This window comes from Sorangium sp. So ce302, assembly GCF_051530145.1.
GTDB classification, from domain to species: Bacteria; Myxococcota_A; Polyangia; order Polyangiales; family Polyangiaceae; genus Sorangium; species Sorangium cellulosum_B.
The window spans coordinates 8,669,473-8,681,863 of record NZ_CP150326.1 but is presented as its reverse complement, the minus strand read 5'-3'; the positions used below and the strand labels follow the sequence as shown (position 1 = coordinate 8,681,863).

Sequence of the window (12,391 nt, the reverse complement as noted above, 5' to 3'; positions counted from 1 at the left end):
CGATGCTGCACTTCACCGGCGTTCCGCTGCAGACACTGCTCCAGATCGGCGCCCTCGGCGGGGCCGTCGTCGTCGTCTTCTACATCCTCAAGCTGCGCCGGCGGCCCGTCGCGGTCCCCTTCTCTAGGATCTGGGAGCGCATCCTCCGGGACAAGGAGGCGACGAGCCTGTTCTCCCAGCTGAAGCGGCTCCTGTCGCTGCTGCTGCAGCTCGCGCTCCTCGCGCTGCTCCTGCTCGCGCTGGGGGATCCGCGCCCTCAGGCGAACCTCGTCGAGGGGCGCAACATCGTCGTCCTCATCGACGCGAGCGCGAGCATGCAGGCCATCGACGTCGCGCCCTCGCGCCTCGAGCTCGCGAAGGAAGAGGTCAGGAAGATGGTCCGCGGCCTCTCCGGCAGCGACCGCATGCTGCTGGCCCAGATGGACGCGGCCATCACGCCCCTGTCGACGCTCACCGGAGAGATCTCGGAGCTCGAGGCGGCCGTCGCGGCGGTGAGACCGACCGACGCCACCGCCGACTTCGCGCGCGCGCTCCGCTTCGCGAGCGACACCCTGAGCGGGCTCCCGTCGCCGGAGGTCATCGTCGTGAGCGACGGCGCGCTCGGCGAGCCGACCGACGCCGGCGGACAGGTGCGCCTCGGCGACATCAAGCTCTCGTACCTGCCGATCGGCAAGGGATCGAGGAACGCCGCCATCACCGAGTTCTCGGTGCGGCGTTACCCGCTCGACAAGAGCCGCTACGAGGTGATGCTCGAGGTCACCAACACGAGCGACGAGCCCCTCGATCTCGAGCTGTCGTTGCTCGGCGACGGCCAGCTCACGGATCTGACGCGCATCCGGCTCAAGCCCAAGGAGAAGCTGCCCCGCTTCTACCCGAACCTCTCCGGCGCGTCGAAGACGCTCGAGGCGAAGCTCGCGCTGGCCGACGGCAGCTCGGACGACCTCCCCGCGGACAACCGCGCCTACGCGCTCCTCCCCGAGCGGCGCCGCGCGCGCGTGCAGGTCGTCTCCGCGGGGAACATGTTCCTCGAGGCGGCGCTGCTCCTCGACGAGTACCTCGATGTGACCTTCGTCGATCCGCAGCGGTACCCGGCGGCCTCGTCGTTCGACGTGACCATCTTCGACGGCGTGGCGCCGAGCGTCGCGCCGGGGAGCGGGAGCCTGCTCTACCTCAACCCGACCGGGACCAGCGTCCCGTTCGAGGTGGGCAAGGAGGTCCTCGATGACGACCCGAACTACCGCCTGGGCTTCGACGAGCTCGACGCGAAGCACCCGCTCCTGCGCTACACGGCGCTCAACGACGTGAACGTCGCGCGCGCCCACGTGCTCAAGGGCAACAAGGAAGACAGGGTCGTCGGCCGGAGCTACAAGGGTCCGCTGCTGCTCGAGGGGCGGCGCAGCGGCGTGAAATTCGTCGCGCTCGGCTTCGACGTGCGCGAGAGCGATTTCCCGCTCCGCATCGCCTGGCCGCTCTTCCTGCTCAACGCGATCAACAACTTCGTCGAGGAGGACACGAGCTACATCTCCTCGTTCCGCACGGGCTCCGTCTGGCACATCCCGGCGTCCTCGTCCGCGGAGGTGGCCAGCCTGGAGCAGCCCGACGGGACGACGCGCGCGGTCCCCATCCAGGAGGGGCGCGCCGTGTTCCTCGGACAGCACGCCGGCTTCTACACGCTGCGCGTCGGCGCCGCGGGCGCGCAGGAGGAGAGCATGTTCGCCGCGAACCTCTCGGCCCCGGAGGAGAGCGCGATCGCCCCGGCCGCCGAGCTCAAGGTCGACGGCCGCGGCGCGGGCGCGGTGAGCGAGTTCAAGATCGGCGTTCGCCGTGAGCTCTGGGTCTACCTGCTCGCGGCGGTGCTCCTCGTGACCGCGATCGAGTGGTTCACGTACCACAGGAGGGTGACGGTGTGAGCGCGTTCCGTGGTCGGAGGCTGCGCATCGCCGCGTGGGCCATCACATGCGTCGCCCTCGGCGGGATCCTGTTCTGGGCGTACCGGAGGTATGTCCTCCTGCACCCGGATCCGACGCTGACGTGGGTGCGCGAGGGGGTGAAGTACGAGCTCCTCAACCCGAAGATGCTCGGCGCGATCCTGCTCGCGCCCTGGTTCGTCGGGGTGCTCGCGGGATCCCTCGCCGACCTTCCCCTGCCGCAGCGCGTGCTCTCGGTGCTGCTGCGGGTCGCGTTCGTCGCGCTGATCGCGCTCGGGCTGTCGCGGCTCGCGAGGTCCGCGACCACGGAGAAGGTCGCCACCATCTACCTCATCGACGTCTCCGAGTCGGTCACGGACGAGGCGCTCGACGACGCGCGAGCGACGCTCGACAAGGCGTTCGCCGAGAAGCCCGAGGACGGCGTCATCAAGGTGATCACCTTCGCGCGGCGGCCGCGGCTCGCCGAGCGCGCGGCCGGCGAGGCGGCCGGTCGCGAGGAGGAGCGGCGCGCGCCGCCCGTCGGCCGCCACGTCGACGCGAACGGACAGCGCGGCGATCTCGGCGCGGGCTCGAACCTCCAGGCCGCGCTGCAGCTCGCGTACGGGCTGTATCCGCCCGGCTACCTCAAGCGCGCCGTGCTGATGTCGGACGGCGTGCAGACGGACGGCGACGTGCTCGCCGAGGCCAACCGGGCGCGCGACGTCGGGGTGCGGCTGTTCTCCATCCCGTACCGGCGGCCCGCGCCGCCCGAGGTCGCGGTGCGAGAGCTCAGGATGCCCGACCGGGTCAAGGTCGGGGAGACGTTCGAGATCCACGCCGACATCTACGCCAGCCGCGCCACCAAGGCGCGCGCGCGGCTCTTTCAGGGGGAGGCGCTGAACGGCCTCGAGGGCATCCGGGACCTCGAGCTCAAGGCAGGGCCGAACGACGTCGTGTTCAAGAGCGTCGTGCGCATCGCGGGGCAGGTGACCTACGCGCTCGAGCTCGACCAGATCGCGGACGACAAGTTCAAGGAGAACAACCGGTACGCGACCACCATCGACGTGCCAGGGCGCCCGTCGGTGCTCTACGTCGAGGGGACGCCGCAGCACGCCGGCCCGCTCTCGAGCGCGCTCACCGCGCAGCAGTTCGACGTCGACGTCAGGCCGCCGGCAGGATTCCCCGGCTCCCTCAAGGAGATGGAGCGCTACGACTTCCTGATCGTGTCCGACACCCCGAAGGAAGCGCTCAGCCTGCAGGGGCAGGAGATCATCGAGAGCTACGTGCGGGATCTCGGCGGGGGGTTCCTCTTCGCCGGTGGCGAGTCGGGCTACGGCCTCGGTGGTTGGTACCGCACCACCATCGAGCGGATCCTGCCCGTTCGGATGGACAACGAGCGAAAGAAGGACATGCCGAGCGTCGCGATGGCGCTCGTCATGGATCGCTCGGGATCGATGACCGGGCTGCCCCTCGAGATGGCCAAGGCCGCGGCGAAGGCGACCGCGGGGGTGCTGTCGTCGGACGATCTGATCGAGGTGATCGCGTTCGACTCGGCGCCGACGCGCTACGTGAAGATGCAGCCCGCGCGCAACCGCTCGCGGATCGCGGGCGAGATCGCGCGCATCCAGCCGGGCGGCGGGACCGAGATCTTCTCCGCGCTCGACGCCGCCTACCAGGACATGACCGTCACGCAGGCGCGCAAGAAGCACGTCATCCTGCTCACGGACGGCAAGGCGTCGACGGGCGGCATACGGGACCTCGTGTCCGCCATGATCGCCGAGTCGATCACCGTGACCACCGTGGGGCTCGGGAACGACCTCGACGAGCAGCTGCTCAAGATGATCGCCGACGTGGGCGGGGGGCGCTTCCACGCGGTCCCGGATCCGAACAACCTGCCGCGGATCTTCACCAAGGAGACCGAGATGGTGGCGCGCGCCGCCGCCGTCGAGGAGTGGTTTCCGGTGACCCAGGTCGGCGACGCGGCGTTCCTCCGCGGCGTCGACGTCCGCACGGCGCCCAACCTGCACGGCTACGTCTCGACCAAGCTGAAGCCGGCGCCAGCCCAGGAGCTGCTCACGAGCGACACCGAGGAGCCGATCCTCGCGCGCTGGCGCGTCGGCCTCGGGTGGACGCTGGCCTGGACGACCGACGTCAAGGCGCGCTGGGCCGTCGAGTGGCTGAGGTGGCCAGGCTTCGAAAAATTCTGGGGACAGCTCGTCCATGAGCACATGCGCCAGAAGCACCGGCGCGAGCTCGACATGAAGGCCGAGATCGTCGACGGCGAGCTGCGCGCGTCCGTCGACGCGTTCGGGGCCGACGACCGGTTCGAGAACAACCTGACCTCCCGGCTCACCCTCATCGGGCCCGAGCCAGGCGGCGCGACGCGGGTCGTCGACATGCGTCAGACCGCGCCGGGGCGCTACGAGACGGCGCTTGCGCTGGATCGGTACGGCTCGTTCCTCTTGCGGGCGGAGCACCTGCGCGAGGCCGAGGACGGCTCGCTCCGGCCCGTCGCCGTCAGCTACGGCCACGTCTCGAACCCGTACCCGCGCGAGTACGCGAGCTTCGAGCCCGAGCTCGCGATCCTCGAGAAAGCCGCGACGTCGACAGGCGGGGCGGTCGATCCGAACGGCGTGGCGGCCATCTTCGACCCGGCAGGGGAGAAGGTGACGTTCCACGAGGAGCTCTGGCAGCAGTTCATCTACGCTGCGATGGTCGTGTTCCTGCTCGATCTGTTCGTCCGCCGGGTGCGGCTCTTCGACCGGAAGTTCGTCGCGCGCCGGGGCCGAGGGGTAGGGGGCCGGCGCCTCCCGGCCACATGACGGCTCATGGCAAAGCGGAGCCCCTCATGACGGCCGATCCCCCGTTCCTCCCCGGCGCCGCGCCGAGCGCCGGTGCGCGTCCGTCAGGTTGTCCCCGACTCCGCTGCGTGGAACGCTGTGCTCCAGCCCGCTGGCCTGCACCATTTCGCGACGCGGAAGGGCCGTCTTGGGCTAGTTTCCCCTTATAGACCGGTGGTAGAGGAGCCCTGGAAAGCAGCGAAGGACGTGAATGCGCTCGAGGCCTCCACCTCTCGGCCTCCCGTAGGTCGTCCGCTCATCATCAGCGGCGATCCGCTCGCTTCGCTCCGTGGACGAGGCACCGCGGTGTCCTCCAACACCGCCCTCGGTCGGCTGCTCCGCGAGTCGCCGCGGGCGATCGCTGAGCTGCACGAGCAGGAGATCGCGCTGGGGATCGACGTGGTCCGGGCGCTCACGTCCGCGACGACGACGCGCGCCCTGGCGCCCATCGGCATGGCGTTCCGCGCCGCCGCGCTGACCGGAACCGCGGTCGAGCTCGCTACAGAGGCGGCGGGCGCGGCCGCGCGCCGCGTGGCGGTGGCGGGTATCCTGGGCCACACTGCTGCCGCGCCCATGGCCGACCGGATCGCCGAGGATTACGCCGTCCATGCGGCGAGGCTGGCGGCGGCCGGCTGCGAGATCCTCGTCGCGTGCGGCTTCGATCCAATCCAGGCAGCGTGCGTCGGCCCCACGGTCGCGCGGCTCGCGCGCCGCGCGGCGGTGGTCAGCGCCAGCACGACGCAGCTGGCGACGTGGGCGCTCGTGGAGCTCGATGGCGCCGGGCGCACCGCCGATGGCGAGGGCTTCGAGGAGGTCGCCCGCTCAGCCCTCGACGGCGGCGCGGACGCGTTGCTCTTCGAAGTGCCGTCGGTCGAGCTCGGGCTCAACTTGCTCCGGCGCCTCGAGGGCGTCGCGCATGAGGTTCAGGTCGGCGTGCTGCTCGGCGCGGAATCTGTGCAGGCGGACGGTGCCGACCGCATCGCGCCCGCCGAGATCTGCGATGCTTGGGCGGCGTCGGCGGCGCGGCTCATCGAGGCGGGCGCGCGAATGCTCGGGGGAGGGACGGGGACAACGCTGGCGCACCTGGGCGCGCTCGCGAAGATGCTCCGTACGACGCAGCGCGCGCCCCTTCTCAGGCGCGCGCTCTAAGCGAGAACGAAACCCAACCGGAAACGTGATGATGGCCGATGCAAGCCACGGGAGTGAGTCGAAGTCTCAACCGTTGGAGACGTTTGACGATTTGCTGTTTCCCTTCCACGAAGCCACGAAGCCCGAGGCCCTTCACCGGATCGGCGCCGAGGCGGAGAAGTTCGGTGTCGATGCCAGGACAGGCGCTGCCATCCCGTACGAGGGCGAGCGGAGCATCCTCAACATCCTTCAGGCGCTCGTCGAGCGGCACGGGTGGACACCCGAGCACGAGACCCCCGGCGGTCCGCTGATCGCGCTCGCCCGGGCTGGCGCCTCGGTGACCCTCGAGCCAGGCGGGCAGCTCGAGCTGTCCGGAGCACCCCTCGAGAACATCCACCAGATCTGTATGGAGATGAGCGGGCACCTCGCGGAGCTGCGCGACATCTCCGCCGAGCTCAAGCTGACCTGGCTCGGCATCGGGTTCCACCCCTTCGCGTCGCAAGCCGATCTCTCCTGGGTGCCCAAGGCGCGCTACGCGATCATGCGGCGCTACCTGCCGACGCGCGGCGCGCACGGCCTCGACATGATGCGCCGCACCGCCACCGTGCAGGCGAACTTCGACTACGCCAGCGAGGAGGCGGCGATGCGCGCGCTCCGCGTGTCGCTCCGGCTCTCCCCGCTCGTGACGGCGATCTTCGCCAACTCCCCGTTCTACGAGGGGGCGCTGTTCGGCGGGCGGAGCTACCGCGCCAAGGTCTGGCTCGACGTCGACGCCGCGCGGCAGGGGCTGATCCGCGACGTGCTCGAGCGCGGGCGCCGCTTCTCGGACTACGTCGCGTGGGCGGTCGACGCGCCGATGTTCCTCTTCAAGCGCGACGGCGAGGTGATCGAGAACACGGGGCAGACCTTCCGCGACTTCCTGGAGCACGGCTTCGAGGGGCACCGGGCCACCCGCGGCGACTGGGAGATGCACCTCAACACCCTCTTCCCGGAGGTCAGGCTGAAGCGGACCCTCGAGGTCCGCGGCGCAGACTCGCTGCCGGCCAACCTCGTCTGCGCGCTCCCGGCGCTCTGGGCGGGCATCCTCTACGATGCGCGCGCGCTCGACGAGGCCGACGCCCTGTCCGAGAGCTTCAGGTTCGACGAGCTCGAGGCCGTGCGCCCGAAGATCGCCGAGCGCGCGCTCCGCGCCACGTTCCGCGGCAAGCCGCTCGCGGCGCTGGCCGAGCGGCTCGTCTCGATCGCCTCGGGCGGCCTCGAGCGGCGCGCGCGCCTGAACAAGAACGGCAAGGACGAGCGCGTCCACCTCGATCGGCTCAGCGCGCTCATCGCCAGGGGGCAATCCCCGGCCGATGCTCTCGTCGATGGACTCAGCAACGACGACCCGGACCTGCGAAGCAAGATCCTCGAACGTGCGAGGATCTAGCCGCGGCTCGTCGCCGAGGCGGCGCGGGGCGGCGGGCGCGCCGGGGGGAGGACGTCGATCGGCATGACGCTCGTCTACCTCCTGGGCACCTTGCTCCTGGTGCTCCTCAACGCGTTCTTCGTCGCGTCCGAGTTCGCCATCGTCAAGATGCGGCCGACGCGGCTGGAGCAGCTCGTCCGCGAGGGGGACGCGCGGGCCCGGCTCGCGCTGCAGATGTCGCAGCGGCTCGACGCGTACCTGTCCGCCAACCAGCTGGGCATCACGCTCGCGTCCCTCGGGCTCGGCTGGATCGGCGAGCCGGCCATCGCCCAGCTCATCGAGCCGTTGCTCGCGCCGCTCGACGCCTGGTCTGGGGTCGGCGCGCACGCCATCTCCGTCGGCATCGCGTTCATCCTGATCACGTCGCTCCACACCGTGATCGGAGAGCTCGCGCCGAAGTCGCTCGCGATCCAGCGGACCGAGAAGGTTACGCTCTGGGCGGCGCGGCCGCTGCACGGCTTCTTCGTCCTGATGTGGCCGGTCATCTGGGTGCTCAACTCGATGGCGAACGGGTTCGTCCGCCTCTTCGGGCTCCGGCCTGTGGGCGAGGAGGAGTTCGCGCACACGTCGGAGGAGCTCCGGCTGCTCTTGACCAAGAGCCCCGCGGGGCTCGATCCGGCGCTGCGCAGCATGCTCGTGCGCATCTTCGATCTGCGCCGGCGCACGGCGAGGCACGTGATGTCGCTCCGCTCCGACGCGGCGACCCTGCGCGCGAACATGACGATCGACGAGGCGGTGCGGATCGTGGCCGACGCCGGGTACTCCCGGTACCCGGTGCTCGACGAGCAGGGCAAGAACGTGCTCGGCTACCTGCACCTGCGCGACCTGTTCGACGTCCTGAGCCACCGCCGCCGCGCGGCGCGCGTCGCCGAGCTGCTCCGCAAGCCGATCTTCGCGCGCGAGAACACCTCGGTCGAGCGCCTCCGCCTCGAGATGCAGGCGCGCCAGGTGCCGGTGGCGATCATCACGTCGGCCTCGGGCGAGTTCATGGGGCTCGTGACGATGGAGGACCTCATCGAGGAGATCGTCGGCGAGATCCGCGACGAGAACGACGAGGAGGTGCCGCCCATCCACCGCCGCGGCGGCGGCATCGTCGACGTCGACGGCCGCGTCCTGCTGACGGACCTGGAGCGCGACGCGCACATCGTGCTGCTGCCCGAGGTGAAGACCGTCGAGACGGTCGGCGGCTACATGCTCGGCCGGCTCGAGCACCCACCCGAGGCGGGCGAGCGCGTCGAGTGCGAGGGTTACACGCTCGTGGCGATGGATGTCGCCGGCCGGCGGGTACGGCGCGTCCGCATCGTCCCGACCGACGCGGCCGGGGGCGAGCGATCATGACGAGCGCGGCTCCCCGCGCCGCGGATCCGCGCGCCAGCGCCGTCCGTCAGGGGCGCCGCCTCCGGGCGTTCGCGGCGAGGCGCGCACCCTGGAATCGGTCGCCCCGGGGACGAACGGCGCGCGGATCCAGGTACAAACTTCGGCGGACCGGTACTACCCTGGCTTCGTAAGTGGAAACGCTTGCAACTCGGATCTTGCGCGATGGCCCGCTGAACGAGCTCGACGCCGTCGGCTGGGCCATTCGTCTTGCGAAGCGGATCGAGGCGCTTCACGCCCTCGGCGTCGCGCACGGCGCCATCTCGCCGGAGTGCGTGCTCACGACCGCGGTCGATCGCACCTCGAAGGCGATCCTGGCCGACCTGCGCCAGACGCCGAGCCGCATCGCGTACCAGTCGCCCGAGCGGGTCGGGGGCGGGACGCTCTCGGCCGGCGACGACGTGTGGGCCATCGCGGCGACGCTCTACGAGGTGCTGACCGGGGCGAGCGCCTTCGGCGGCGGGAGCGACGCCGAGACGCGGCAACGGATCTCGAGCTCCTCACCGGCGCCGCTCGCCGTCTTCGACGTGGGCGACGACGATCTCCAGCGGGTCCTCGACGATGCGTTCCAGCGCGATCGCTCCGCGCGGACGACGAACGCCGCCGCGTTCCGGCGCGCTCTCGAGGAATGGCACCCCGATCCCGCGGTGCGCACGCTGCTCCCGCTCGACGACGAGGACGCGACGAACGACGAGGACGACGACGAGGTGCGCACGCTGATGCGGGTCTCGCCGTTCAGCTCGAGCCAGCTCGACGAGGTCATCGCGCAGCGCGCGGCGGCAGCGGCGGCTGGGCAACCGGCGCCGCCTCTCCCGGCCGAGCGCGCGCGGCCCCCGGCGGCGCAACCCGGCGCGCCGGCCCCCAGGCAGGGCGCCGCCCCGATCCCCAGGGCGCCCGCCGCGGCTCCGGCCGCGCAAGGGCGCGCTCCGGTCGCGCGAGCGCGCGTCCCGGGCGTGGGGGCGGTCCCGGTGACCCAGACGTCCGGCGACGCCCGTGAGGGCTCGGAGCCCAGGATGGCCGCGCGGGAGGCGACGCCCCTGAACCTCCGCGGGCCCGCTGGGCCAGCGGCCGCAGCGCCCGCGCGCTCCGGAGGAGCGGCGCCCGCCCCGCACCGCGCGCCCGACGCGGGGCGGCCCGCGCCAGGCGCGGCGCCGCCGGCTGGAGGGCCTCGAGAGCCGCACGCGGTCGCAGCGCCAGCGCCGGCGTTCCCGGGGCGCGAGCGCCCGGACGCAGAGCCCGAAGCTGTCGCGAGACCTCAGCCCCGGAGCGGCGAGCTACCTTTCCTCGGCGATCTCGACGGGGACATGCTCGACGAGTCCACGCTCGATGCGCCCACGGTCGTCGACGACCGCGACGATGACGACGACGACGTCCCCACGCGGACGCGGGAGGCTCCCACGCCGGTCGTGCCGCCCCCGGTCGACGCGACGCCGACGCTCGGCGCGCCCCAGGCGCTCGCCGATGCGGCGGCGACAGGTCGCTCCGCTACGGCGCCGCTCGAACGAGCCGCGGGGGCGCCCGCGGCCGCGTCGTTCACGAGGGCCGACGCGGGGGGCGGAGCGCTCCTCGGGCCGACCTCCGCCGCAGCCGGCGCGCTCAGCCCATCGCAGCAAGCCTCGGCGGCCACGCACGGCGCCGTCGCCGCGCAGCAGAGCGCGGCGCCCGCTCAGAGCGCAGCGCAGGGCTCAGCCGCGCCGGCGCCGCCGCCCCTCGGCACGGCCGACGGTTTCGGCCTGATCTCCGACGTGCCGCCTGACCGCTCGGGGCGGCTCGGGATCATCATTGCGGTGGTGGTGGCGCTGCTCCTGGCGGGGGGGGCGATGCTGTTCGCCGCGCAGCTCGGCCTGCTGGGGGCCGCGCCCACCGCGCCCGGCAGGGGGGCGGTCGAGCCGGTCCCCGCGCTGGCCGTCGCGTCGATCGTGGCTCGCTCGCGGCCGGAGCGCCTCCTTGTGGAAGCTCTGGATCTGCGCGTCGAAGCCGCCCATGTCCACGCGCAGGAGCGTCTCGGGCCGGAGGCCTGAGCGGCGCGCGACGGCCTCGGTCCGCGCGGGGAACGGCGAGATCCACACCATCCTGCCGCCCGGGGCGAGCGCGCGCGCGGCGCCCTCGACGAAGCGGTCGAGCATGGCGTCGAGATCTCCCGTGCGCTCGACGCGCCGCCCGAGGGGCGGGTTCGTCAGGATCAGCGTGGGCGCCTCGCCCGGGGGCGGCGCGCCGCCCGCGTCGCGCTGGAGGAGCTCCGCGCCCCGCGCGCCCGCGGCGTCGAGGTTCTCGCGCGCGATCTGCAGGGCCCGAGGATCGCGATCCGAGCCCACGAGCCGCCGGTACGGTCCGAGCAGGGCGCGCTCGCAGAGCTCGAGGCCCGAGCCGACGAACGGATCCCAGACGACGTCGTCGCCGCGCGCCCCCGCGATGCGCGCGAGCGCGGCCGCGATCGTCGGGTGCGACGCCGCGGGCACGTCGCCCCGGCGATACGCGAACCGTGTGTCGGGCAGGCGCGGCGCGAGCTCGACCCGCACCCGGCCCGCGCCCTCGTAGACGACCACGTCCCACGTGCTCTGGGTCGGATCGTTCACGAGCTCCGGGGCCTCCGCCTCCACGGCCGCCGCGGCGCGGAACACCGCTGCCCGGCGCTTGCCGCCGCCGGCCCAGTCGATGCGGTAGCGGATCGCGCCCTGGGTGAAGCGGCGCAGGATCTCGCGCGCCTCCCGCGAGAGCAGCCGCTCCGCGACCGCCGCGGCGAGGTCGGCGCCCTGGTCGAGCTTCCGCAGCGGCAGCGGGAACGCGAACGACAGCATCGTGCGCGCCCCGAACAGGACGTCGAGGCGGCCGCTCAGCACCGCCTCGACCCGCGCGCCACCGCACGGATCGCTCCGGAGCTCGGGGACGAGCGCCCCGCCGGGAGAGTCCGCGTCGAGCGCCGCGAGCTCCTCGGCGAGGATCGCCTCGAGCCCGCGCCGGCAGCGCACCGCCACCCGGAGGGGGCGCTCCGGCGCGCGATCGCCGGCGATCTCGGACGGCTCGCCGCGCGTGAGGGTCCTCCTGGCCAGGAGCTCGGCGCGCGCGCGCACGCCGGCGATGTCGTCGCCGTCGAGCTCGGCCAGCGCCTCGAGCGCGGCGCCGCCGCCCACCTTGCCGAGCGCGTCGATCAGCGCGCGGCGAACGTCAGGCGAGCGCTCGCTGCGCGCCGCCTCGGCGAGCGCCTGCTCGACGAGCGCTCGCCCGGCGTCCGCCGCGGGCGGCTTGCCGAGCGCCACCGCCGCCATGCGGCGCGTGCGGCGATCGTCGTCGCCGAGGCAGGCGAGCAGGTAGTCGCGCGCCCGCTCCGAGACCTCGGGCTCGATCGGCCCCGCGGCCATCAGCTTGCCGACGAGCCGGGTGAGCGGCGCGCGCAGCGCCGGCGGCGCGCCGGCCGCGCGCTCGAGCGCGGCGGGCAGCGCCGCAGCGCCAGCGCGCCGCAGCGCCCGCTCCGCCAGCTCGGCGGGCTCATCGGCCGTCTCGAGCAGATCCATCAGGGCGGCGAAGTGGCGGCGGCCCGGCGTGAAGCCCGGATCGGAGAGGGCGCGCTGGAGGTCGGGGTCGAGCGTGGCGGGGGGGGTCATCGTGGCTTGTAACTCCGCGTATTTATGTGGATCCCGGCGGTCACAGCGGGCCGGGATCTCGGGGGACGCCTGCGC

General features: G+C 72.7%; 6 protein-coding genes. 5 read left to right on the top strand and 1 reads right to left on the bottom strand.

Going from position 1 to position 12,391, the window contains the following annotated elements:
- Positions 1 to 2 precede the first annotated feature (2 nt).
- The 5 genes from WME73_RS32825 to WME73_RS32805 all read left to right on the top strand — a co-directional run bounded on the left by WME73_RS32825 (position 3) and on the right by WME73_RS32805 (position 8,678).
- A complete protein-coding gene (locus WME73_RS32825) occupies positions 3 to 1,910 on the top strand; it encodes a vWA domain-containing protein (protein WP_437912088.1) in 1,908 nt (635 codons plus the stop codon).
- Entirely contained in the window at positions 1,907 to 4,729 is a 2,823-nt protein-coding gene (locus WME73_RS32820; RefSeq protein WP_437912087.1) for a VWA domain-containing protein, read from the top strand. Before WME73_RS32825 ends, WME73_RS32820 begins: the two co-directional genes overlap by 4 nt.
- Positions 4,730 to 4,846: 117 nt before the next feature.
- Entirely contained in the window at positions 4,847 to 5,896 is a 1,050-nt protein-coding gene (locus WME73_RS32815) for a homocysteine S-methyltransferase family protein (RefSeq protein WP_437740294.1), read from the top strand.
- Positions 5,897 to 5,969: 73 nt separating this feature from the next.
- Positions 5,970 to 7,301: a glutamate--cysteine ligase gene (locus WME73_RS32810; RefSeq protein ID WP_437912086.1), complete on the top strand. Its 1,332-nt coding sequence runs from the start codon at positions 5,970 to 5,972 to the stop codon at positions 7,299 to 7,301.
- A gap of 63 nt (positions 7,302 to 7,364) precedes the next feature.
- The gene (locus WME73_RS32805) at positions 7,365 to 8,678 is read left to right on the top strand and encodes a hemolysin family protein (protein WP_437740292.1); all 1,314 of its coding nucleotides are present in this window, start codon (positions 7,365 to 7,367) and stop codon (positions 8,676 to 8,678) included.
- A gap of 1,721 nt (positions 8,679 to 10,399) precedes the next feature.
- On the opposite strand, the gene WME73_RS32800 is transcribed toward WME73_RS32805, so the two are convergent.
- Positions 10,400 to 12,316, bottom strand: coding sequence for a HEAT repeat domain-containing protein (locus WME73_RS32800; protein WP_437912085.1), 1,917 nt, complete (start codon positions 12,314 to 12,316; stop codon positions 10,400 to 10,402).
- Between the last annotated feature and the right edge of the window lie 75 nt (positions 12,317 to 12,391).

Coding starts and splice junctions, on each gene's coding strand:
- WME73_RS32825 (WP_437912088.1), top strand. CDS start 3: ATGCTGCACTTCACCGGCGTTCCGCTGCAGACACTGCTCCAGATCGGC.
- WME73_RS32805 (WP_437740292.1), top strand. CDS start 7,365: ATGACGCTCGTCTACCTCCTGGGCACCTTGCTCCTGGTGCTCCTCAAC.
- WME73_RS32800 (WP_437912085.1), bottom strand. CDS start 12,316: ATGACCCCCCCCGCCACGCTCGACCCCGACCTCCAGCGCGCCCTCTCC.